At 36.7% G+C, this 23,794-nt stretch carries 21 protein-coding genes; 8 read left to right on the forward strand and 13 right to left on the reverse strand.

What is annotated here, in order from left to right; genetic code table 11:
* Positions 1-21: 21 nt before the first annotated feature.
* A complete protein-coding gene (locus P164_RS08970; RefSeq protein WP_028376065.1) occupies positions 22-723 on the reverse strand; it encodes an NUDIX hydrolase in 702 nt (233 codons plus the stop codon).
* A gap of 146 nt (positions 724-869) precedes the next feature.
* Here P164_RS08970 and P164_RS08975 point away from each other — a divergent pair, with 146 nt between their 5' ends.
* From P164_RS08975 to P164_RS08990, 4 genes are all read left to right on the forward strand, one after another.
* A complete protein-coding gene (locus P164_RS08975; protein ID WP_028376066.1) occupies positions 870-2,360 on the forward strand; it encodes a xylulokinase in 1,491 nt (496 codons plus the stop codon).
* A gap of 2 nt (positions 2,361-2,362) precedes the next feature.
* Positions 2,363-3,673, forward strand: coding sequence for a xylose isomerase (gene xylA, locus P164_RS08980; protein ID WP_028376067.1), 1,311 nt, complete (start codon positions 2,363-2,365; stop codon positions 3,671-3,673).
* 285 nt (positions 3,674-3,958) lie between these two features.
* Positions 3,959-4,189, forward strand: coding sequence for a hypothetical protein (locus tag P164_RS08985; protein WP_028376068.1), 231 nt, complete (start codon positions 3,959-3,961; stop codon positions 4,187-4,189).
* A gap of 332 nt (positions 4,190-4,521) precedes the next feature.
* Complete coding sequence (locus P164_RS08990; protein ID WP_028376069.1) at positions 4,522-4,980, forward strand: GNAT family N-acetyltransferase; 459 nt, start codon at positions 4,522-4,524, stop codon at positions 4,978-4,980.
* Positions 4,981-4,986: 6 nt separating this feature from the next.
* Here P164_RS08990 and P164_RS08995 read toward each other — a convergent pair whose 3' ends face one another.
* The 12 genes from P164_RS08995 to P164_RS09050 form a co-directional block, all read right to left on the reverse strand.
* On the reverse strand, positions 4,987-5,877 hold the full coding sequence (locus tag P164_RS08995) for a transglutaminase N-terminal domain-containing protein (protein WP_028376070.1): 891 nt from the start codon (positions 5,875-5,877) through the stop codon (positions 4,987-4,989).
* Entirely contained in the window at positions 5,877-8,438 is a 2,562-nt protein-coding gene (locus P164_RS09000; RefSeq protein ID WP_028376071.1) for a circularly permuted type 2 ATP-grasp protein, read from the reverse strand. Before P164_RS09000 ends, P164_RS08995 begins: the two co-directional genes overlap by 1 nt.
* 15 nt (positions 8,439-8,453) lie before the next feature.
* Positions 8,454-11,807: a DUF2126 domain-containing protein gene (locus tag P164_RS09005; RefSeq protein ID WP_028376072.1), complete on the reverse strand. Its 3,354-nt coding sequence runs from the start codon at positions 11,805-11,807 to the stop codon at positions 8,454-8,456.
* 252 nt (positions 11,808-12,059) lie between these two features.
* Positions 12,060-13,076 carry a threonine aldolase family protein gene (locus P164_RS09010; RefSeq protein ID WP_028376073.1) on the reverse strand — a complete coding sequence of 339 codons (1,017 nt, stop codon included), beginning with the start codon at positions 13,074-13,076 and terminating at the stop codon, positions 12,060-12,062.
* Positions 13,077-13,105: 29 nt separating this feature from the next.
* On the reverse strand, positions 13,106-13,912 hold the full coding sequence (locus P164_RS09015; RefSeq protein ID WP_028376074.1) for an SDR family oxidoreductase: 807 nt from the start codon (positions 13,910-13,912) through the stop codon (positions 13,106-13,108).
* Positions 13,906-14,973, reverse strand: a complete 1,068-nt coding sequence (locus P164_RS09020) for a type III polyketide synthase (protein WP_028376075.1) — start codon at positions 14,971-14,973, stop codon at positions 13,906-13,908. The genes P164_RS09015 and P164_RS09020 overlap by 7 nt, the downstream gene beginning before the upstream one ends.
* A complete protein-coding gene (locus P164_RS09025; protein WP_028376076.1) occupies positions 14,949-15,650 on the reverse strand; it encodes a methyltransferase domain-containing protein in 702 nt (233 codons plus the stop codon). Before P164_RS09025 ends, P164_RS09020 begins: the two co-directional genes overlap by 25 nt.
* Complete coding sequence (locus P164_RS09030) at positions 15,647-16,771, reverse strand: NAD(P)/FAD-dependent oxidoreductase (protein WP_028376077.1); 1,125 nt, start codon at positions 16,769-16,771, stop codon at positions 15,647-15,649. The genes P164_RS09025 and P164_RS09030 overlap by 4 nt, the downstream gene beginning before the upstream one ends.
* A 109-nt stretch (positions 16,772-16,880) precedes the next feature.
* A complete protein-coding gene (locus tag P164_RS09035) occupies positions 16,881-17,585 on the reverse strand; it encodes an OmpA family protein (RefSeq protein ID WP_028376078.1) in 705 nt (234 codons plus the stop codon).
* Between the two features lie 87 nt (positions 17,586-17,672).
* Positions 17,673-18,158: a lipocalin family protein gene (locus P164_RS09040; protein WP_028376079.1), complete on the reverse strand. Its 486-nt coding sequence runs from the start codon at positions 18,156-18,158 to the stop codon at positions 17,673-17,675.
* Positions 18,159-18,177: 19 nt separating this feature from the next.
* On the reverse strand, positions 18,178-18,336 hold the full coding sequence (locus P164_RS09045) for a DUF1328 family protein (RefSeq protein WP_081817355.1): 159 nt from the start codon (positions 18,334-18,336) through the stop codon (positions 18,178-18,180).
* A 144-nt stretch (positions 18,337-18,480) separates the two neighbouring features.
* Positions 18,481-20,490, reverse strand: a complete 2,010-nt coding sequence (locus tag P164_RS09050) for a thiamine pyrophosphate-dependent enzyme (protein WP_028376080.1) — start codon at positions 20,488-20,490, stop codon at positions 18,481-18,483.
* A gap of 151 nt (positions 20,491-20,641) precedes the next feature.
* Between P164_RS09050 and P164_RS09055 the strand changes: the two genes are divergently transcribed.
* The 4 genes from P164_RS09055 to P164_RS09070 are packed head-to-tail and all read left to right on the forward strand — an operon-like array spanning position 20,642 to position 23,748.
* Positions 20,642-21,592 (forward strand): isopenicillin N synthase family dioxygenase, encoded by a 951-nt coding sequence (locus P164_RS09055; RefSeq protein WP_028376081.1) that lies wholly within the window; start codon positions 20,642-20,644, stop codon positions 21,590-21,592.
* Between the two features lie 3 nt (positions 21,593-21,595).
* Positions 21,596-21,928, forward strand: a complete 333-nt coding sequence (locus P164_RS09060; RefSeq protein ID WP_028376082.1) for a translation initiation factor — start codon at positions 21,596-21,598, stop codon at positions 21,926-21,928.
* A 10-nt stretch (positions 21,929-21,938) separates the two neighbouring features.
* Positions 21,939-22,895 carry a DUF1835 domain-containing protein gene (locus tag P164_RS09065; protein WP_028376083.1) on the forward strand — a complete coding sequence of 319 codons (957 nt, stop codon included), beginning with the start codon at positions 21,939-21,941 and terminating at the stop codon, positions 22,893-22,895.
* Positions 22,876-23,748, forward strand: coding sequence for a nucleoside phosphorylase (locus P164_RS09070; protein WP_028376084.1), 873 nt, complete (start codon positions 22,876-22,878; stop codon positions 23,746-23,748). The genes P164_RS09065 and P164_RS09070 overlap by 20 nt, the downstream gene beginning before the upstream one ends.
* Positions 23,749-23,794 lie beyond the last annotated feature (46 nt).

Raw genomic sequence — 23,794 nt, forward strand, 5'->3', positions numbered from 1 at the left:
AGAAAAGGAAGAACCAGATGCTTAAAATTCAAAATTAAAACCCTTTTCTAATAAACTTTGGTAGGTGTCGGGATTAAATTGATATAGCTTAGCCGCTCGATGAGAAACATCTTTCTCCTTTTCATTTAGCGGAGTTAACAAATTCATCTTTAATATTTTTCTTCTAAAATTAGGCTTATCCATTTCTTTACCTAAAATTTGCTCATACAGATGCATTAATTGCAATAAGGTAAATTTCTGCGGAAGTAAATTAAATCCTATTGGCTCTTGACGTATTCTACGACGTAGTCTTTTTAAACCTGTTTCTAGAATTTGAGCGTGGTCAAATATTAAATCTTCTACTTGAGATACTTTAAACCACGCTACATTTACTGCTGTAAATCCCGGCTTAAGATCATAATCTTCTTCTTTTATTAATGCATAATATCCTATAGTAATAACCCGAGATAATGGAAAACGATCAGGATCTCCAAAAGCTTTAAGCTGCTCTAAATAAACATCTTCAATACCGGTAAGCTCGAGCAAAAGTCTATTTGCAGCGGCATCAATACTTTCATTCTCATAAATCCAACCCCCGGGAAGCGCCCATTTATTTTTATTTATACCTTCTGCATGCTGAACAAGAAGTACCTCAAGAGAGCCTTCTTTTAAACCAAATATTACACAATCTATAGTTATGCTGTCTAATATGATAGCTTTTGGCTCATTGTGATCACTACTCATTAACTTATAATGTATATATATTAGTTCGAATTTTTTACGGCTCTAAATTATAAAAATTATGTGGAATAGATTTTTATGTATATACTTGTAGTCAAATAAACTATAAGAGTGGTTTTTTACATTTTTAATCCATTAATTGCACACACATGTATTTTTTAGGAATAGATTTAGGAAGTTCATCAATTAAACTTGCTGTTCTAGATGGGAATACCGGCAAAGCAATTGCAAATGCAACGGTGCCAGACAAAGAGATGCAAATGCTTGCTCCTAAACAAGGCTGGGCAGAGCAAGACCCAGAACTCTGGTGGAAGTATATTTGCAACGGCATTAAACAGCTTAAATCTGGAGGGGTAGATCTTAAAACTATTAAGGCTATAGGCATTTCCTATCAAATGCACGGTCTAGTGCTTACAGATCGTAATCTTAATGTTTTACGCCCTTCTATAATATGGTGCGATAGCAGAGCAGCTCCCTTAGGCGATAACATATACAAAGAAAAAGGTTCTGCTTTTTTTCAGGATAAGATATTAGGTAGTCCTGGTAATTTTACTGCTTCAAAACTTAAATGGATTCAGGAAAATGAGCCTCATCTTTTTGAACAGGCAGCTCATATGATGCTTCCTGGAGATTTCATAGCTGCTAAATTTTCGGGCGTAGCCCAGACAAGTAAATCTGGTCTTTCTGAAGCTGCCCTGTGGAATTTTAAAAAAGGGGAACTTGCAACAGATGTTTTAGATGCCATGGGATTACCCGTACATCTTATTCCTGAGATTGTATCTAATTTTGAAAATCAAGCAACAATACTCCCTAAAATAGCACAGGAGTTAGGACTGGCAGAGGATGTGCAAATAACTTATAGAGCAGGTGATCAACCTAACAATGCACTTTCATTAAATGTTAATGAACCTGGAGAGATTGCGACAACCGCAGGAACTTCAGCGGTAATTTATTCGGTTAGTGATACAAACGCTTTTGATAAAAATAACCGCGTAAACACATTTTTACATGTTAATGATACTGAAGTACAAAAACGCAATGGTATCCTGTTGTGTATAAATGGCTCTGGTATTTTATACCAATGGCTGCGTAAAATTATCTCTGGAGGTTCAGAACATTTAATCTCTTATGATTTTTTAAATGAACAAGCTTCAAAAGTGACTGCGGGAAGTGATGGTCTTCGGTTTTACCCATTCGGAAACGGTGTGGAACGCATTTTTAATAACAAAGAAGCAACATCAGGATTACAAAACCTTAACTTCAATAGGCATGAAACCTCACATCTTGTGCGATCTGCATGTGAAGGAATTGTTTTTGCGATGAATTACGGTTTTGAAATTATGCAGGAAATAGGTGCCGGCGGTAATCTGGTTAAAGCCACTCAGGCTAACTTGTTTTTAAGTCCTGTCTTTAGAGAGATTTTTGTAAATACAACACAAACCAGTTTAGAGCTTTATGAGACTAATGGCGCCGAAGGTGCTGCCAGAGGTGCCGCTTATGGTTTTGGTCACTATAAAACACTAAGCGAGGCAAATGAAAGTCTAAAACGAATTAAAACCATAGAGCCCACTGCAGCTTTAAGTTCAACCTATGCAGAATGGTATGCCCTATGGAAAAATAATATTCAAATAAATAATTAATTATGAGCACGTATTTTAAAGACGTTAGTAAAATTCAGTTTGAAGGAAAAGGAAGCGACAACCCTCTGGCCTTTAAATATTATGATGAAAACAAAGTAGTAGCCGGTAAAACGTTAAAAGAGCATATGCGCTTTGCAATGGCCTATTGGCATACTTTAAATAATAGAGGTAGTGATCCTTTTGGAGCACCTACTGAAACATTTGAATGGGACAAAAATTCAGATCCTGTAGCACGTGCAAAAGATAAAATGGATGCTGCTTTTGAATTTATGACAAAGTTAGGACTTCCTTACTATTGCTTTCATGACATAGATGTGGTTGATGAGGCCCCTACTCTTGGAGAATTTGAAAACAGAATGCGCACTCTGGTAGATTATGCAAAAATCAAACAAAAAGATAGTGGCATAGAACTTTTATGGGGTACATCTAATCTCTTTAGCAATCCGCGTTACATGAACGGTGCAGCTACTAATCCTAATTTTGATGTATTAGCTTACGCGGGGGCTCAGCTTAAAATTGCATTAGATGCAACAATAGAACTAGGTGGTTCTAATTATGTGTTTTGGGGTGGTCGAGAAGGCTATATGAGTTTATTAAATACAGATATGAACCGTGAGCTTGATCACCTGGGTCAGTTTTTAAATATGTGTAAGGATTACGGTCGCAAACAAGGGTTTACCGGTAATTTCTTGATTGAACCAAAACCTATGGAACCCACCAAACATCAATATGATTTTGATGCAGCAACTACTTTAGGTTTTATCAATAAATATGGCTTACAAAACGATTTTAAATTGAATCTTGAAGTAAACCATGCTACACTGGCGAGTCATACTTTTGAGCACGAATTACAAGTTGCAGTAGATGCAGGTATGTTAGGAAGCATTGATGCAAACCGTGGGGATTATCAAAACGGATGGGACACAGACCAGTTTCCTATTAATGTTTTTGAAATCACACAGTCTATGCTGGTTATCTTAGAAGGTGGTGGTATACAAGGCGGCGGTATTAATTTTGACGCTAAAGTACGTAGAAACTCTACAGATCTTAATGACAAATTTATCGCACACATCGCCGGTATGGATACGTTTGCACGTGGGTTAATAGCAGCAGATCACATCTTAGAGAATACAAATTATAAAGCATTGCGTAAAACACGTTATGAATCATTTGATTCTGGAAATGGTGCTGCTTTTGAAAAAGGTACACTTTCTCTAGAACAACTAAGTGATATAGGGAGAAGCAATGGTGAACCTAAATCGTTTAGCGGCCAGCAAGAATTGTATGAGCAGCTTGTTGCTAATTCATTTTAAAAAAGTTTATTTAATATAGCAAAGGCATCCTTAGGGATGCCTTTTTTTTGTTCATAAATCACATTCAATTGATACTCAAAGAACTTTTAATAATTTTTAATAATAAAAAAAGATAGGATTAATAAATTCACTTTATTAGTCATAAGGATACATTAATCGGTTTAGTTGTAATTAACATTTAATTAACTGAATATCAACTCTCTTATTTTACTATAACGTTGTTTTTATAGGTAAGTCTATCGTAATTTTAAACCGTAATTACGAACAGGATTAAAATTTACAGTAATGAAAGCAACGTTTAAAATTATCGAAAGCAATATCGAATGCACGCAAGAGGTTATTAAACAGTGCTTAAACCGAATTATGGAAGTGCGTGTTTTAGAAGTTAATCTAAACAAGAACACCATATCTGTAGATTATTTTAAACCTAGTGTTTATGAGCGTATCAAAAAAGAACTTTACTGTTTGGGACTTTCTGTTGGTGAATTGGTAATCCTTCCTGATTTTAATAACTAATCTATCAATCGCAATTTCTATTCTACTACAAATCAAGAAACTGATTTTACAATTTCAAATTGAGATTTTCAGGCTTTAATGCTATTCTTGCCCTAATTTGAGCGTTTCTTTTAATTGGATTTTATTTAAAATTTTGAAGTCCTAGAGCATTTTTTTTGATGCAATTCAATTGATAGCCTTTATTAATTAAATGTCTATTATTTAAACTATTAATGCATTTCTCATAATTCTTTTTTCAACTTTAGACTATAAATAATATTAGTAATTCTTGACATTAGCTGATAGGAAATGTATCTTTCGAGTTCAACCAACCAATTTGATCTTTTAGAAATATGCTAAATCTAATCCGTACAGACTCAAAAAATGCTGATTTCTTAAAATTGATAAAAGAACTCGATGAAACCCTCAAACTTACTGATGGCGATGATCACGCATTTTATAATCAATTTAATTCTTTAGAACGTATCAATAATGTTATTGTAGCTTATGAAAGTGGAATCGCTGTGGGGTGCGGAGCATTCAGAGAATATGGCCCTAAGAGTTTAGAAATAAAAAGAATGTATACTAAACCGCTGTATAGAAAACGAGGGTACGCCAGTTTAATACTGGAAGCTTTAGAAAACTGGGGAGCAGAATTAGGCTACACAAAATGTATTTTAGAGACAGGTATCTTTCAACCTCCGGCAATTGCTCTTTATAAAAGAAGACACTATGATATTATCCCTAATTACGGGCAATACAGCGGCGTAGGCGGGAGTATGTGTTTTATTAAATATCTGGCTGGTGCTTAGTTTCGCCTAGATTACGCGCGATATATCTACCTCAACCTTTAATTTACTTTTACCGCTACCATAAACCACACCTTTTAAAGGTGGTACATCATAATAATCTCTTCCCCATCCTACAACAAGATGTTGATCGCCGGGAATTTGATTATTTGTAGGGTCAAAATCTACCCATCCAAAACCCGGAATAAAAATTGAAAACCAGGCGTGGCTCGCGTCTGCTCCTACTAATTTTTGCTGCCCCGGAGGCGGTAAGGTTTCTATATAACCACTTACATAGCGTGCAGGCAATCCTATAGATCGTATACAGGCAATTGCTATCTGTGCAAAATCCTGACAAACCCCTTTACGATTCTTCATCACTTCATTTATAGGTGTGCTCACACTCGTAAAACCCGAGACAAAATCAAAATCTATATAAATACGCTGCATTAACTCTTCTGCTGCTTCAAATACAGAGCGACCGGGTTTAAAGCTTTCTTTAGCATAATTAAGAATAGACTCATCTGTCTTTTTAATGAAAATAGATTCGAGAACAAATTGCTTTGCTTCTAAAATATCTGGTTCAGTTTTGCTAAGTAATGATAAAGCTTGTTCTAAGGTTACTTTAGAACAGGCATCAGATCTAAAGTCATTTTTAAATTGCTCATACTCCCTGCGTATTTTACTCACAGTAGTAACTTTTAACTGCCTATGCTCTTTCTGAATTGAAAAACGGGTTATATAATTTCCGAAGAAATCAACACGTTCAGAAATCTCATCTGCTTCAGGGCTTATATGTATTTTGTATTCTAATAACTCCTGACCTAGAGAACGTCTCGATTTTAATACTGCTATATTATGGCAATAACTTACCGGTGCGTCGTAATCGTATTTAGTTGTATGTGAGATTGAATAGAGCATTATAACGGGAAGTTTTGGTCGACTAATTGACTCTGCTTATAGGTATGATTAAAATAGGTATTTGATATAGCTTGTGATGTTTGAAAAAGCAAATCACTTAGTTTTTCTAATAATTTATCTAAGTCCTCCCTAATTAAACTATCCTCACTATTTATTTTAGCAAGAGATTCTGAACTTGCTAAACGCAGACTGGCAAAAGCTTCAAAGACATATTTCTCATAATTCATCAACACATCAGATTTTATTGAATGTGGTAATCTGGCGATATCTTTTTGAAGACGACCTAACTGAAATGCAAGCGATCTTGGGTAATGCAAATCCATAAGTAGTAAGCTTATTACAGGTTCTATACGTATATAGGAACGGTAACTATACCGGTAAATATTTAAACTCTCATGACTACTTAACAAAGATTCTAAAACTTCATATTCTGTTTGTCCCGGTTGTTTAATCACAAGCAAAGACCGGCACTTGGTAATAGTAAGCATACTTTGTTCTAGTTGTAAACCTATAAAATAAAGCAGCAATCCTTGATCTACCATTATACTTTCTTCGATAAGCCCCATAAAGGCTATGAGTCGTGTTATAAGCTGATTAAGTGCTCTAATTAACTTTGTTATAGTGAGGTCTTTTTCATTTTCGAGATTGCGCCATATCTTCTGTATATTTTCAAAAACCCGCCACATATCACTACTCCATAAATTACGAATTGAGTAATAGGAATTGCTAAACATACTCATTGTATTAGCAAGACTTCCTACTCGATTCCGATTGAGTACAACAGATACTATTTCTTCAAGTGGATTTTCAAGAGCAGATTTACCATTTGCACTGTCTTCCATAAAACCAGGAAACGTTCCCGTCATTTGGGTTACGGCTTTATAAAGTGTATCTAATTTAACAGCTCCTACCTGTTGATGACTCGCTTCAGTAGAGTTCATTTGTTTGAGTACCATTCTTAGAAAACGAGCATTTACTAAAGTACGTCCCACATATCTTCCTGCCCAGTATAAATTTTCAGCAGTTAAACTTGGTAAATCATCAAGGCCACTTACAGAAACTGCAGATTTTCTATTCCAATTAAAACTAGGTTGCTCTTCGTTCTTATGATTTCCTATAATCCAAAAATCTTTACTGGTACCACCCCGCTGATTAGAAACTCTTAGGTTATCCCGTTCTGAAGCTACACGCACGAGACCACCGGGCATTACATTGTAGCCGTTTTTACCGGCCATTGTAAACGTACGCGCAACCATATTGCGCGGCTCAAAATTTCCTTTACTAAAATTAGGGGTTGTAGAAAAGCTAATGTGCTCCTGAGCTACAAAATGATAAGGTTTCTTTTCTATCTCTTTTCTTAGCGCTTCTAATTCCTTTTCTGAAAGCAGTTCGCCAAAATGAATGTGTTCTCTATTGGTGCGATCTATAGGTTTGATCACCAGCTTTGAGAGATTCTCAAGTACATATTTTCGTTCTTTTTCCTGACCACACCACCAGGATGCAATTTGCGGAAGATGCAATTCTTCTTTCAGAAAAAACCTGCTTATAGCCGGCATAAAAGGGATTAAGCCTGGGTTTTCTAAGATACCACTGCCTATCGGGTTTACTATGGAGACATTCTGGCGTCTTACCACATCAAGCAAACCGGCTACGCCCAGATGTGAATCTTCTCGCAATTCTAGAGGATCTGTAAATACATCATCTACCCTACGCAATACGACGTGCACGCGTTTTAAACCCTTTAAAGATTTCATATATAAATGACCATCTCTAACAACCAGGTCATTTCCCTGAACCAGTGGATACCCCAAAAAAGACGCTAAATAAGCGTGCTCAAAGTACGTCTCATTATGTGATCCCGGCGTTAAAATAACAATATTGGGATTTTCAATTTTCTCAGGAGAAGCTTCTACTAGTAACTCATTAAATTCTTTAAAAAATTCTGAGAGTCGCTTAATATTCATATCTGCAAAGATATCTGCAAAGACACGATTAGCAGTAGATCTGTTTTCTAAAGCATAACCCATACCTGAAGGCGCCTGCGACCGGTCATTTACAACCCACATTCTGCCATCACTCCCACGCGCCAAATCTGCAGCATATAAAAGCAAATGTCTGTCTATCTTGTAATGTATTTTATCGCATTGTCTTAAAAATCCGCGATGCCCATAAATCACTTCGTGGGGTACAATACCTTCTTTAATTAATTTACGCTCCCCATAAACATCTTTAAGAACCTTGTCTAATAGGTCTGCACGTTGTTTGAGTCCTTTTTCAATTTGCTGCCACTCTTTAATATCTAATAAAAATGGAACTACATTTAAATTCCAGGGTCTATTGAGACCGTTAGGATCATTATAGACATTATAGGTAACACCATTTTCTTCAAGAAGCCAATTAATATCGTTCTGACGCTGAGTTAAGCCCTCGACACCTATTTGTTTAAAATTTTCTAAAAGCGTATTCCAATCCCCTTTAACGCTAAGATCTGGTTTAAACATCTCATCGTAGGTATTGTCTGTAAAATACTTAGTAAACCAAGCGTTTGTAGCCACGGTCATATGTAGGGTATAAAATTATTTCTTTCGTAAATCCAGTAAATGTGGGAATTCTGGGTTGACAGGAATTTCTTTAAAATTAAATGTTTTTTCTGAATGTGTTGATTTTAAACTGCGTTTCACAGCACCGCTATTAGGCTCTGTTTCAGAAGGATCTATTGTTCCCTGTGTATGTCCCATTTCCCAGAATCTGTTTATACGGCGTGACTCTGCTTCTAAACTGTTAATAGGATAGGTTTCATAACTTCTTCCACCGGGATGTGATACAAAATAAGTGCAGCCACCTATAGAACGCTTATTCCATAAATCAACTACATCAAAAACTAATGGCGTATCTACACCTATAGTTGGGTGCAAAGCAGACCAGGGATCCCAGGCTTTATAACGAACACCGGCTACATACTCACCTTTAACATCGGTGCTGCTCAATTGAACTTTTACACCGTTACAGGTAACTACATACCGCTCATCGTTAAAGTTTGATATTTTTATTTGAACACGCTCGAGTGATGAGTCTACATAACGCGCGGTACCACCGCCCGTCATTTCTTCCCCAAGAACATTCCATGGTTCGATTGCGGCGCGCAGTTCTACCTGCATATCTTTAATTTTAATCAATCCATAAAGTGGAAAACGAAACTCAAAAAACGGATCGAACCAATCTAATTCAAATGGATAACCGGCAGCATTTAACTGACTTACAATATCCTTAATATCTTCTTTGACATAATGCTCCATCAAGAATTTATCGTGCAGTTGCGTTCCCCAGCGCACAAGTTTATGCTTGTAAGGCTCTTTCCAAAACCAGGAAACCAGTGTACGTACAAGTAGCATTTGCATTAAACTCATTTGAGGATGCGGTGGCATATCAAAAGCACGAAGTTCTAAAATACCCAATCTGCCCGATGAAGAATCTGGCGAATACAACTTATCTATACAAAATTCTGCACGGTGCGTATTTCCTGTAATATCTGTCAATAAATGCCTAAATAAGCGATCTGTTAACCAAAACGGAACTTCTTCTCCTTCAGGAATCTGCGAAAATGCTATTTCTAACTCATATAAATTTTCGGCTCTACCCTCATCTATACGCGGTGCCTGGCTGGTTGAACCTATAAAACCACCTGAGAATAAATATGATAATCCCGGGTGATGTTGCCAAAAGGTTAATAAACTACGCAGCATATCTGGTCTGCGCAATAACGGACTATCTGAAGGTGTTGTACCTCCTAAAGTAACGTGATTACCACCACCAGTGCCGGTATGTTTACCATCTAACATAAATTTCTCGGTACCCAAGCGACTCTTTTTCGCTTCCTCATACAGTGTTAAAGTTGTATTTGTAAGCTCACCCCATGTCTTTGATGGGTGTACATTTACTTCGATTACACCGGGATCTGGTGTAACTTTTAATACTTCTAAACGAATATCACGTGGAGGCTCATAGCCTTCCATTAAAACAGGAACATCCAGTTTTTTTGCGGTAGCTTCTATCGAAGCGATAAGATCTAAAAAGGTCTCTGCATCGTCAAGCGGCGGAAGAAAAAGATATAAGCGTTTTTCTCTTACCTCAGCACAAATAGCAGTACGTGCAAAAGGATTCTTTTCTTTTTTATCTGCGTTATAATCTACTTTTTTTCCTTTTTTCGCTTTCGCGGAAGCTAAACGTTGCTCAAGAGCTTCGCCGTATTTACCAAAAGGTTTTCGTTTATCAAATAAATCTGGCTCTGAGATATCTTGAGAAGCTACCTCCGGATTTTCAATTAATGAGTTTAAAGGAAGTCTATAACCCACAGGTGAATTTCCCGGAATTAGGAATAAATTTTTTCTTCTAAATTCCCATGCATTCGTAACCCATTTCCCGCGTATGTTAGCAAGAGGCATCACATGGCCTATTTTCTTATCAAGACCTTGTTCTAATATTTTATTAAGACGATTACGTACCGATGTTGCAGTATCATCCCCTTTTAAGGGATCTACATCTACAGGTAATCTCCCTTCCTCCCACATAAAATAAAATACATCTTCGTAGGCCGGCATAATGTATTCTAATCGAACGCCTAGATTTATTGCCAATTCCTGCAAAAAGGTTTTACTTATTACCTCTGGTAATTCATATTCTTTTGTAAAGGAAGCCATAAGGCGTTCTTCTTTCCAGACGGGTAAACCATCTTTACGCCAATGCATACCTATTGCCCAACGTGGAATGGGTTCGCCGGGATACCATTTTCCCTGAGCGTGATGAAACATACCGCCGGGTGCAAATTTGTGTAATAACCGGTTTGATAAGCCCTCAGATAGTTTGCGTTTTTCAGGGCCATCTGCTGCAGTATTCCACTGCTCAGACTCCATATCATCTATAGAAACAAATGTAGGTTCGCCACCCATGGTAAGACGTACATCATTTTCTTGTAATTCATTCTCAACCTCAAACCCCAGATTGTAAATCGCTTTCCATTGGCTTTCGGTATATGGTTTTGTTACGCGCGGAGATTCAAAAATTCGGGTAACAGAATTATCAAATTCAAATTCGGTTTCTGCAGGATCTGAAAAACCCACCACCGGTGCGGCACTTTCAAATGAGGGTGTACACGCTAACGGAATATGCCCTTCACTAGCTAATAATCCTGATGTTGCATCAAGACCTATCCAGCCTGCACCCGGCACATAAACTTCTGCCCAGGCATGCAAATCTGTAAAATCTTCTTCTGGACCAGACGGGCCGTCAAGCGATTTTTCGTCAGACTTTAACTGTACAAGATATCCTGACACAAAACGTGCTGCCATACCTAGATGGCGCAAACTCTGCACAAGTAGCCACGCAAAGTCACGACAACTACCTAATTTTTTTTCGAGTGTTTCCTCACAGGTTTGAACACCAGGCTCCATACGCACGGTATAGTTCAGGTATTCATTAATATGCCTGTTAATACCTATTAGAAAATAAATTGTAAGTTGTTTTGAAGTATCTATCGTCTTTAAAAATTCTGCTAATAGCGGGCCTTTATCTGTTACTTCAAGATAAGGTAGTAACTCTTTCTTTAAGGATTCTGAATATTGAAACGGAAAATCTTCGACAGATTCTTCAACAAAAAAATCAAACGGATTAATCGTTTTTAAATCAGCCAAAATTTCAACTTCTATTGATAATTCATCTGTTTTTTCAGGAAAAACAACTCGTGCCAAATAGTTTCCAAAGGGATCCTGCTGCCAGTTAAAAAAATGATTTTCAGGCTTTATTTTTAAAGAATATGCTTCTATAGGTGTTCTGCTATGAGGTGCAGGTCGTAATCTAAATATGTGCGGTGATAGCGCTATACGCTTGTCATATTTATATTTGGTTTTATGAGAAATAACGACTTTTAACGCCATACACAGCTGTTTTTATAAATTATAATATACCTTCCTATATAAACTAATCTGTACTAAATATAGCACACCCTGTAGTTAATTGAGCAGGATGTGATAAAAAGTATAATTCTAAAATCAATTTTTAGCGAATTGATAAAAAACGACTTACAGACTTTATAATAAACAATTTTATAAGCTGAAATCTTAAAAAACCGCTTTGTTTTAAGTCTTACAACAATCGGGAATGCTCTCGCAAGATTGAAGTTATTAATTCTATTTTTTTAAAAATTCAATAAACCTCTTGTGCATTTCGGTTGTATAATCGTAATGCGTAACGATGCGTAATTTACCTTTACCTAAGGCACTTATATAAATCTGGGCAGCTTTTAGTTTTTCAATAAATTGTAATTCGTCAACTTCTGCTTTTAAGTTAAAAATCAAAATATTTGTTTCTACCGGCTCTACGTGAGCCACATCTGGATGCTGCATTAATGCTACAGAAAGCTCCTGAGCTTTTTTATGATCTTCATCCATACGTTGCCAATTATGCTCTAAAGCATAAAGACCGGCAGCAGCTGCAAAACCTACCTGCCGCATACCACCTCCTAACACTTTACGCACGCGCATTGCCTTGTCCATATATTTTTGTTTACCTACCAGAACAGATCCCATAGGTGCTCCCAGACCTTTTGATAAACAAACAGAAATTGTGTCAAACGCAGCACCATAATCTTTAGGAGACTCATCGGTTACGACAAGGGCATTCCATAAACGGGCTCCATCAAGATGCAGGCCTAGACCATGGTCATCGCACACTTTACGTATTTTTAGTATTTCTCTAAAATCATAACAGGCGCCACCTCCCATATTTGTAGTATTCTCAAGACATACGAGTGAAGTTAACGGACTATGATAAAAATCTGGCGGATTTATACTTTCTTCAACCTGATCTGCAGTAATCATTCCTCTATGACCATCTAGTAATCTACACGATACCCCGCTGTTAAAAGAAACACCACCGCCTTCATAATTGTAAACGTGTGCATATTTATCTGCGATAAGCTGTTCACCCGGCTGCGTATGTATTTTAATCGCTGCCTGGTTCGTCATACTTCCGGTAGGGAAATACAGGGCACTATCCATCCCAAAAAGCTCTGCTATATGAGCTTCAAGTTTATTTACACTAGGATCTTCTTTATATACATCATCACCTACTTCTGCATGCATCATAGCCTCCAGCATACCTTGCGAAGGTTTAGTTAAGGTGTCGCTACGCAAATCTATTCTCATTGTATTCTTATTTAGGTTGTCTAATCTGTTTATCTAAGATGCTCACCACCGTCTACGGGAATTACAGCTCCATTAATCCAGTTTGCTTCTGGTTTAATTAATAAGTAAACTACATTGGCTACATCTTCAGGGGTTGTTAATCGCTTTTGAGGATTGCGGGCAAGCGCTTGTTCTATTAAAATTTCACTTCCGGGAATTAATTGTAAACTTTCGGTGTTTGTAACACCTGCCTGTATGCAATTTGCGGTGATTTGTAAGGGTGCAAATTCATAAGCCAAACTGCGCACAATAGCCTCTAAAGCCGCTTTAGCCATAGAGACTGCGGCGTAATTAGGTAGCGGTTTTGTACTTCCCTCACTTGTAAATGTAAGTATTGATGCATTTTTTTCAAAGAGGTTTGCTTTCGCGAAAGCATTTGCCCAGTCGTATAAGCTCACCGCCATTGCCTCTGCGGTGAGCATAAAATCGTTACCCGTAAGAGTCGCTGCGGAAGAATCTGAACTATAAATAGGTTTCAAATTACCTTTTGCAATACTATGTAATAAGAGCTTAAGCCTTGCTTGCTTTTCAGTAAAAAAAGTAATGAGTTCGGCTCTGGTTTGTTCGTGCAGGGCGTCTTTGTTAAAACTTATAACTTGAATACCAGTTTCGCGTAGGATATCACATTCGACTTCAAATTCTGCTAATTTACTACGTCTGGTTCTGTGTACAATACAGATATTAAGGCCGTGCTGTGCTAGTTTTTTTGCCGATGCAAAACCTAAACCACTACTTCCGCCTAATATAAGAGCCCAGGAATTAGATCCCGGAGCTGCATTAAATTCAAAATTTACCATTCTAATAAGATACGTTGTGCAGAAAATCCCGGACCAAAACTAAGCATTAAGCCGTAATCACCTTCAGGAATTTTTCTAGTTAAAAAGCGCTCTAAAACATACAACACTGTTACGCTACTCATATTGCCATACAAACGTAAAACTTCTTTAGTATCATCAATATTTTTACCCATCTCGCCAAATAATCCTTCAACTGTCTGAACTATTTTTTTTCCACCGGGGTGGAATATCAAATGATTAATCTGCTCAATCGTAAGATTATTAGTTTCTAAAAACGGATTTATAATTGCCGGGAAATGACTTGCTATGGTTTCAGGAACGCTTTGATCTAAAATCATTTTAAGCCCGGTATTAGTAAGTTTAAAGCCCATCATATGTTCTGCTTCATAAAAATGATACATACCGGTCGCTTTAATTTTAGGCCCCTCATCTTCTTCTTTTGAAGATAATAAAATACAAGCGCCACCATCTCCAAAAATTGCTGCGCTCACCACATTTGCCATAGAATAATCATCAAGCTGAAAGGTAGCCGTAGGACTCTCTACCGCAATTACTGCAGCGCGTTTCCCCGGATTTGCTTTTAAAAAATCAGTTGCGTACAAAATGCCAGAAATGCCGGCTGCGCAACCCATTTCGGTTACTGGAAGTCTGGTGATATCCTGGCGTAGCTTTAATGTATTAATTAAATATGCATCTAATGAGGGTATCATAATGCCTGTACAGCTCACCGTAATGATGTAGTCGAGACTTTGAGCATCCCAGCCTGTTTTTTCTAAAGCCTCAGTAAGGGCAGTTTCCCCAAGCTTAATGACCTCCCGAACATAAATATCATTTTTTTCTTCAAAAGAAGATGCTGTAAATACTTCTTCAGGAGCCATTATACTGTAACGTTTATCTACTGCAGCATTACTAAATATCTTTTTTACCTTGCGGCGAAAACGCTCCTCCTGCCCTTCTAACCAAATGTCTAAAAGTGGCATGATATCATGAGTTTCCCTATGATATTGTGGGATCGCTTTTCCTACGGCGGCTATTTTTACTTCTGTTTTTCTAAAATCCATAAATATCTAAAAGCCCAGCGCCATTTTAATTGAAATGAACTCACGGGAAGCTTATTTGTAAACATTAATAATTCGTTCTTTTTAAATGCGCGCTCAATAGATATCAGTCCATCGTGTCGAGCTATATGTGTTTTCATAAACACCTTGCTAAAACCTTTAAAAAGTGTGTGTGCAATTTTGCTGCGTTGCAAGTCATTTATAACAACACCCAGTTTTGAAAGTGCTAAAAACTGCTGCATAAATACAAGTATCTCTTCATTTGTAAAGTGATGCATCGTTAAAACCGACACCACAATATCGCATTGAAAAGATGCACGATCTAGTGTCAATATATCCTGCTTTTTAAAACTAATCTCAGGGTAATCTTTAGATTTCTCTTTAGCGAGGTTGATGCTTTTCTCATTTAAATCTAGACCCAGCAATTCTACGTTTACATTTTGTCTGTGGGCATAGCTTGCTATTGTGCGCAACATCTCCCCATCACCACAACCTAAATCAACAATTTTATAAGAGTCTTGGGGAAATTTCCTAAAAAAATAATTAAGCCCATCAATTGTAATTTGTTGACCGCCGAGCCATTTATTAACTAAAGTCACATCTTTTAAAGCAGCTTTAAGCGTCACCTCATCTAATGACGGGTCATCCATTAATTCTGGAGTAAGTTTTCTACTTTTCAAAAGCTTGCCGGTTTACCGTGGGTTGATTTTATAATTTGTTTCATTAAAAATGGAAATTTACGCATCGCCTGTAGACTATAGTGTGTAGCGGTCTCATTTTGCAATAAACCCTGTAAAATTCTACCAGTTTTTAATCTAGAATTGAATTCCTTATTCCACCGTGTAGTGTACGTATGCTCTAGTTGAGATCTGCTCCAATCTGATATAACCAATTCTTGAATACATGTGGCTAAAATTTGTGCGCCAGTTATTGCCATTGCCATACCGTTGCCACAAAGCGGATGAATAAGTCCTGCACTATCACCGCACATAAGCACGTGGTCTTCTACCGTATTTTTAGATTGAAAAGAAATCTGACTAATGCTCAAAGGTTTATCAAATACAGGCGCTGCACTCGCAAAAAAGGATTTTAGTCTAGGATTTTGCTCGAGAACATTTCTTTGAAAACCTTCAAGATTTCCTGATGCTTTAAATGCATCTAAATGAGTTAGGTAACACACATTCACCTTATCATTTTCAACCTTGGAAATTCCGCAGTATCCACCCTTAAAATTATGAAGACTTACCGTGTCCTCTGTAACCGGAGCTAGATAATGAGCTTTTACTCCCAACCAGGGTGTTTTGGTTTTGATAAAATTCCGCGAAAGCGAAATATCTAAATTTGAACGTTTCCCAAATGAACCTATAACAAAGTCTGCATGGTAAACTGCTCCCGAGAGCACCTGTAATTCAAAAGAATCTTCTTTAAAAAAAACTGATTCTACTTGTGCACGAACGAGCTTTGCACCTGCCTTTTTAACTTCTGCAGCGAGATTAAAATCTAAAGTATACCGGCTAATTCCAAAACCACCTAGCGGAAGCTGAGTTTGAATAGGCTGCCCGGTAGTTGTTGTAAATTCAAAATTTGATATGGCAATAGCGCCCCATTTAAAAGGATCTATACCTAAAGAATGCCAGTATGGAAGAATCTCATTAGAGATATATTCTCCGCAAACTTTATGTCTGGGATAGCTTTCTTTTTCAAAAAGTTGAATATAGAAACCTGCTTTACAAAGGTGCAAAGCAGCTGTTAGACCCGCGAGCCCACCGCCTATGATGGCTATTTTAATCGGTTTTTTCAAAGCAGTATCAAGATACTCATTCTAGTTCATAAAAAAACCTCATTGCAATTTAAAATCGCAATGAGGTTTTTAATATTTAGCTTACGTAAAAACGTAAGAACAATTTCTTTTATTGACCTTCGCCAGCTTCTTTTTTAGCTTCGTTCACCATTTCCTGATTAGGAACAATTGCTAAAGTTACACGACGGTTTTTAGAACGTCCTTCTGCTGTGTTGTTATCATATTTAGGTTGCTCCTCACCGTACCATTGGGTGGTAAATCTACCCGCACTTATACCTTGAGAAGTTAAATAATTAGTAACTGCCTGAGCTCTGTTTTTAGACAATGTCATATTGTAATCTGCAGCACCACTACTATCTGTATGACCTACTACGAGAACATTAGTTTGTGGATATTCTTTCATTACTTTAGAAAGACCATTTAAAGTTTGTTGAGAAGCAGCATTGATATCATACTTTGCAGTTGCAAAATAAACCCCACTATTTTCATCAAAGTTTACGATAATACCATCGTCAACACGCTCTACCTGTGCTCCAGGAATCTCTTCTTCAATACGTTTTGCCTGGTTATCCATACGTTTTCCAAGTACATTACCAGCAGCACCACCTACAACACCACCTATAACGGCACCTAGTGCACCACCGTCACCTTTAGTACCTACGTTATTACCGATTACAGCGCCTATGATTGCACCACCGGCTGCTCCAATAGCAGTACCTTTTTGTTGATTATTTGCATTTTTAGTGGCTTCACAGCCTGTAAGCATTGTAATAGCAATTGCTAAAACAGAAACATTTCTTAATATAGATTTCATATTTGTAGTATTAATAGTTAGCATAAAAATAATGCTTTCAGTATAAGTTAAAGCACTTATAGAGAAAGCATTATTTAAATATTTTTGTTATTCAGAAATTTTAGAAAAATTCATCACGATAGTAAATGGTTTCCCATCTACCTGTACAGTTTGCGTAAATGTAAGTTGGTTTTCTGATAGATAATTAATATTTAATCTAAAACCAGCATTGTTCATTGTAGATTTCATTTTAGCATCTGTAGGTTTCAGTAAGATATCATAAGAGGTTGAACCTTCTTGCTGATCTGGAATACTCCAAACAAAATATCGTTGACCATCAGAACATTTACTACCATTAATCTCGTAGTTACCAAAATTATTGTTAGGAATAAATCTCCATGTACTTCCTACGAAGCATTCTGAGGATGCATCACCAAATAAGGTAACATCATAAATGCCAGTGGCATTGTTATAATTAATATTATCAAGATTCCAATAACCCTTTAAGGTTTTTCTAGACTCTTTTACAACTTTACTAGTACCGCAAGAAGCCAGAACCAGACAAACTAAAACTAAAGTGATTACTTTTTTCATAATTGAATAAGCGTTTATATTATTTAAATAATCTTGATAAAAGACTAATTAAGAATAATACGATAAAAATGAAGAATAAAATTTTGGCAATGCTTTCAGCACCAGATGCGATTCCACCAAATCCGAAGATTGCTGCAATAATTGCAATAACGATAAAGATAACTGTCCAACGTAACATAATTTTTGATTTTTTGGTTAGTAATGATTCAAAAGTAGTGTTAGCTTAGATTGTAGTTTTATTTATTAATAGTGTTTAACTACACGCTGTTAAAATGAGTTAACAAAAACAAATAAGATTTTAGAAATCAATAAAATTTTAACATTAGAAAGCCATAATTTCCGCGATAGCTGAAGTAATTCTATTTTTAGGAAGGTATAAATCTTCAAGTACAGCTGCAAAAGGAATTGGCATATCTAAACTACTCAAACGCTTTACGGGGGCATCTAAATAAACAAATAGCTCTTCTCCTATTTTTGCCGATATATCTGCCATCAAGGTACCAAATGATGAATCTTCAGAAATTAATAAAACCTTTCCTGTTTTTTTAACCGACTCTGAAATCGTGTCAAAATCTAAGGGAACGAGTGTTCTTAAGTCAATTAAATCTACAGACCACTCGTTTTCTGTTTCTAAAGCTTCAAGTGCCCAGTGTATGGCAGCGCCATAAGCAACCAGGGTAAGCTGATGCCCGGTAGTTACAAGGGCCGCTTTGCCTAGCTCTAAATTATAATAAGCTGTAGGTACTTCTTGTCTTATAGTTCTATAAAGCGCTTTATGCTCAAAAAATAACACAGGATTAGGATCTTCTATTGATGAAGCAAGCAGTCCCTTTGCGTCATAAGGAAATGCAGGATAGACTACCTTTAATCCGGGAGTGTGAGTAAACCAGGCTTCGTTAGTCTGACTGTGAAATGGTCCTGCGCCTACTCCTGCACCACAAGGCATACGTATAACTACGTCTGCAGTCTGCCCCCATCTATAATGAGATTTAGCTAGATAATTAACTATTGGATTAAAACCGCTGCTTACAAAATCTGCAAATTGCATCTCGACAACAGCCTTAAAATTATTAATAGCTAAACCCATAGCTACCTCAACGATTGCAGATTCGCAAATGGGTGTATTGCGTACGCGTTCTCTGCCATATTTAGTGACAAAACCTTCAGTAACCTTAAATGCACCACCATATTCTGCAATGTCCTGCCCCATTATAATGAGGTTCTCGTTCTTTTGCATACTTAAATCTAAGGCTTGTGTAACTGCATCTATAAGCCGAATAGCCTCAGTTTCCATTTTCTCAGAAGTTACAGCCTTAAAATTTGAATGGGCATAAACGTCATTAAGTTCGTTTTCTTCCGAAGAACTAATATCGTCCTCAGCAAAAGTTTTAGAAAGAGCCTGTTCAATTTCAGTTATAATTTCTGATCTAAATGCCACATCATCTTTTAAAGAGATTATGTTTTCCGCCAACAAAAACGATTTAAAATTCTCAACAGGATCAAGAGCGGCCCAATGCTTTAGTAAATCGTCTGGGACATATTTAATCCCACTGGCTTCTTCGTGCCCGCGCATTCTAAAGGTTTTAAACTCTATTAAAACAGGTCTTGGGTTAGTGCGCATTGAGGCAACCACACTGCGTATACGATCGTAAACTTCTATAATATTGTTACCATCTATTATATGGCTCTCCATACCATATCCAATTGCGCGATCTGCCAGATGCTCACATCTGTATTGCTCGCTTGTGGGAGTTGATAAGCCATAGCCATTATTTTCTATACAGAATAGAACTGGCAAATCCCAGATAGAAGCAACATTAAGCGCTTCGTGAAAATCTCCTTCACTAGTACCTCCCTCACCCGTAAAAACGGCTGTCACCTTCTGTTCTGAACGTAATTTATGTGCTAATGCAATACCATCTGCAACACCTAATTGGGGTCCCAGATGAGAGATCATACCTATTATCTTGTATTCTTGAGTGCCAAAGTGAAAACTGCGATCCCGTCCTTTTGTAAAACCATTAGCCTTACCCTGCCACTGACTAAACAAACGATCTAAAGGAATATTTCTACCTGTAAACACACCCAGATTACGGTGCATCGGTAAAATATATTCATCAGTATCTAAAGCAGCTGTAACTCCCACAGCAATAGCCTCCTGCCCTATTCCGCTAAACCATTTTGAAATTTTCCCCTGTCGTAACAAGACAAGCATCTTTTCTTCGATAAGCCTGGGTTTAATTATTGATTTATAAAGACTTACAAGCGTAGTATCATTTAGTAAACCACGTTTAAAATTCAACATTTTAGAAGCATTAATGTCAGATATCATAATTGAGTTTGATTATCTAAAAGTAATTAATATCCCGATTATTTTTTGACATTATCAATCAAAGCCCATTTATTTAAGTTTAGTTTAAAATATTTGCAACCCGAAAATCTTATATTTGAAAGTCAAATTTTTTATTGAATCACAATTTGTTATGAATAATATCCCGAGTGTAGACTTAGCAGACTTTCTTAGTGAAGACAAAGATCGAAAGTTAAAATTTGTAAATGAAATAGGGACGGCCTATGAAGAAATAGGCTTTGTATCTCTTAAAAACCATTTCTTAAATGATGCGTTAGTAGACGACCTATACAATGATGTAAAGTCATTTTTTGATCTTCCGGAAGAAACTAAGCAAGGTTATGAGATAGAAGGTTTAGGTGGTCAACGTGGTTATATTTCTTTTGGTAAAGAACACGCTAAAGGCAAAAAAGAAGGTGATTTGAAGGAATTTTGGCATTTTGGCCAGGAACCAGATGCAGACGCTAATCTTATTGAAGAATATCCTGAAAATGTACAGGTCAAAGAATTAAAAACATTTAATAAAACGGGTATGCAAGCCTATAAAATGCTTGAAAAAACCGGAATATATGTTTTACGAGCTCTTGCATTGTACCTTGAGTTAGATGAGTTTTATTTTGACCATTGGGCGAAAAATGGTAACAGTATTTTAAGGCCCATACATTATCCACCTATTACAGAGGAACCAAAAGGAGCTGTGCGAGCAGGCGCGCACGGAGATATCAATCTAATAACACTGTTAATGGGAGCTTCTGCAGGAGGATTGCAAGTACTACGTAAAGATGGAGCATGGATAGATGCTATACCTAATGAGGATGAACTTGTAATTAATGTAGGAGACATGTTAGAACGACTAACTAACAATAAGCTAAGATCTACAATACACCGGGTTATAAATCCGCCTAAAGAACAATGGGATACTCCAAGATATTCTATACCATTCTTTATGCATCCGCGTAGTGAGATGCCCCTTAATTGCTTAGAAGAATGTATAAGTGAGGAGCACCCTAAAGCTTTTGAAGATATTACTGCAGGTGAATTTTTACATCAGCGCCTAGTTGAGATAGGATTGATTAAAAAATAATTTATGGATCTTTCTGACCAATTAAAAAATTTATTTCCCGATCACAAACCAGAACCTTCAGCAGATACAGAGGATGTAAACGACCTCGGCATCTGGATGCAGGATGACCCGTTGTTGTGTAAATATGAAAAACGTAAAGGAAAACCTATTACCATTATAGAAGGCTACACCGGTGCAGATAGTGACTTCAAAATTTTAGCTAAAGAATTAAAAACAATGCTGGGTGTAGGGGGTAGTTTTAAAAAAGAAAAAATAATAATTCAAGGAGATTACCGTGATAAAATAATGTCATTCTTAAAAGATAAAGGCTTTAAAACAAAACGGGTAGGAGGTTAATTGCTAAGCTATGGGAAATTCTATATTGCATATCACAAACGGTGATAGTCTTACTTCACGTCTTGAAAATTTAAATCTTAAAGGAGATATTATCGTTTGGCGCGAAATGCTTTGTGAAGGTCCTACGCCGGTAATTGTAGGCTCTAAGGAGTTTATAGAACAACGCAAAGAGTTTCTAAAAAAGCAATATCATATTGATAATGTAGATTATGAGAATAAGTTTGTTAGCGAACTTAATAAACTTGCCGTAATAAATAATTACGATAAAATTGTACTCTGGTTTGAATTTGATCTTTTTTGTCATGTTAATATGCTTGCTGCATTAAGCTACCTTATTCAAAATAAAAAAACAGCTCCTATATATATGGTGTGTAGCGGTTGGGTTAAAGGTCTTGCTCAACTTAAAGGCTTATCAGAGTTAAACGATGAGCAATTAGCTATGCATTATGACAATAAGCTAAAACTTTCAACTGAAGATTTAGAACTAGCTCACCACATCTGGAAACTCTATTGTGATGAAAAACCCATAGAACTTAAAGCTGAAATAAGTAAAAAATCAAATTTCAACTATCTATCAAGCTGCATACGCGCGCACATAGAGCGCTTTCCTAATATCAATACCGGACTCAATACACTTGAGACAAATATTCTTAAACTTATAGACCTTCACGAGATCACTTCAGAACATCAATTATGTGGCTATGCGCTAAATTATCAAGGGTATTACGGGTATGGCGACACTCAAATCATTAGTATGATCAAAAATTTAAGACCCTTCTTTATGCTTAAAGAAGGTGTTTTGATGCTGACAGAAAAAGGACTTCAAGTTTTGCAAGGCTCAGAAGACTTTTATAATGTATTAAAAACTGATATGCAGTTTGGCGGTACAGCTAAATATAAGTATCGCTATGACCCTGCAAATCATAAATTAATTAAACACAGTGAGAATGCAACTCCCACACTCTGAATTAATTCTTAATGCTGACGGAAGCATATACCATCTTAATCTTTTACCCGGCGAAATAGCAGATACAATCATCACTGTAGGAGACCCTGATCGTGTAGAAACGGTGACCCAATTTTTTGATTCCATAGAACTTACAAGGCATAAACGAGAATTTAAAACGCAAACCGGCTATTTTAAAGGAAAGCGTATCACCGTTATCTCTACAGGAATTGGTACAGACAATATTGATATTGTACTAAACGAACTTGATGCTCTTGTAAATATTGATCTTAAAACGCGCCAAATAAAAGAGAAGCATACCGCTTTAAACATCATACGTCTGGGAACCAGCGGAGCTATACAAAAGCACATTCCTGTAGATTCTATATTGATTAGCGAGAAAGCTTTGGGGTTTGACGGTTTAATTCATTATTACGACTCCGCTAATCTAAGAGATCGTGATATTGAAGATGCATTTGTAACGCATACCTCGTGGAGTTCAGAAAAAAGTAAACCATACTGTGTTAACGGTAATAAAACTTTGATTAATCACTTTTCTAATCCTAAAATTTTTAAGGGAATTACAGCTACAAATATAGGCTTTTACGGTCCTCAAGGTAGGACGCTCAGACTTGCTTTAGCAGATTCAGAACTCAATTCGAAAATTGAAAATTTTGAGTTTAAAACTGAAACGATTACAAATCTAGAGATGGAAACTTCTGGTATTTATGCATTGAGTGCGCTATTAGGACATCGAGCGATTTCTATTAATGCGATTATGGCAAATCGTATTATGGGTACCTTTAGTGAAAATGGTACTAATACTATCGAAGCAATGATAAGCAGCGCCCTTGAACGTATAGCAGTACTATAATTTTCTTTTAACAAAAGCTTAATTCAGACAGCAGAAGCCTTTCGTA

It is taken from the genome of Leeuwenhoekiella sp. MAR_2009_132, assembly GCF_000687915.1.
GTDB lineage: Bacteria > Bacteroidota > Bacteroidia > Flavobacteriales > Flavobacteriaceae > Leeuwenhoekiella.

Excerpts from the sequence above, each read along its gene's own strand:
- P164_RS08970 (WP_028376065.1), bottom strand. The coding sequence starts at position 723 with ATGAGTAGTGATCACAATGAGCCAAAAGCTATCATATTAGACAGCATA.
- P164_RS08975 (WP_028376066.1), top strand. The coding sequence starts at position 870 with ATGTATTTTTTAGGAATAGATTTAGGAAGTTCATCAATTAAACTTGCT.
- xylA (WP_028376067.1), top strand. The coding sequence starts at position 2,363 with ATGAGCACGTATTTTAAAGACGTTAGTAAAATTCAGTTTGAAGGAAAA.
- P164_RS08985 (WP_028376068.1), top strand. The coding sequence starts at position 3,959 with ATGAAAGCAACGTTTAAAATTATCGAAAGCAATATCGAATGCACGCAA.
- P164_RS08990 (WP_028376069.1), top strand. The coding sequence starts at position 4,522 with ATGCTAAATCTAATCCGTACAGACTCAAAAAATGCTGATTTCTTAAAA.
- P164_RS08995 (WP_028376070.1), bottom strand. The coding sequence starts at position 5,877 with ATGCTCTATTCAATCTCACATACAACTAAATACGATTACGACGCACCG.
- P164_RS09000 (WP_028376071.1), bottom strand. The coding sequence starts at position 8,438 with ATGACCGTGGCTACAAACGCTTGGTTTACTAAGTATTTTACAGACAAT.
- P164_RS09005 (WP_028376072.1), bottom strand. The coding sequence starts at position 11,807 with ATGGCGTTAAAAGTCGTTATTTCTCATAAAACCAAATATAAATATGAC.
- P164_RS09010 (WP_028376073.1), bottom strand. The coding sequence starts at position 13,076 with ATGAGAATAGATTTGCGTAGCGACACCTTAACTAAACCTTCGCAAGGT.
- P164_RS09015 (WP_028376074.1), bottom strand. The coding sequence starts at position 13,912 with ATGGTAAATTTTGAATTTAATGCAGCTCCGGGATCTAATTCCTGGGCT.
- P164_RS09020 (WP_028376075.1), bottom strand. The coding sequence starts at position 14,973 with ATGGATTTTAGAAAAACAGAAGTAAAAATAGCCGCCGTAGGAAAAGCG.
- P164_RS09035 (WP_028376078.1), bottom strand. The coding sequence starts at position 17,585 with ATGAAATCTATATTAAGAAATGTTTCTGTTTTAGCAATTGCTATTACA.
- P164_RS09040 (WP_028376079.1), bottom strand. The coding sequence starts at position 18,158 with ATGAAAAAAGTAATCACTTTAGTTTTAGTTTGTCTGGTTCTGGCTTCT.
- P164_RS09045 (WP_081817355.1), bottom strand. The coding sequence starts at position 18,336 with ATGTTACGTTGGACAGTTATCTTTATCGTTATTGCAATTATTGCAGCA.
- P164_RS09050 (WP_028376080.1), bottom strand. The coding sequence starts at position 20,490 with ATGATATCTGACATTAATGCTTCTAAAATGTTGAATTTTAAACGTGGT.
- P164_RS09055 (WP_028376081.1), top strand. The coding sequence starts at position 20,642 with ATGAATAATATCCCGAGTGTAGACTTAGCAGACTTTCTTAGTGAAGAC.
- P164_RS09060 (WP_028376082.1), top strand. The coding sequence starts at position 21,596 with ATGGATCTTTCTGACCAATTAAAAAATTTATTTCCCGATCACAAACCA.
- P164_RS09065 (WP_028376083.1), top strand. The coding sequence starts at position 21,939 with ATGGGAAATTCTATATTGCATATCACAAACGGTGATAGTCTTACTTCA.
- P164_RS09070 (WP_028376084.1), top strand. The coding sequence starts at position 22,876 with ATGCAACTCCCACACTCTGAATTAATTCTTAATGCTGACGGAAGCATA.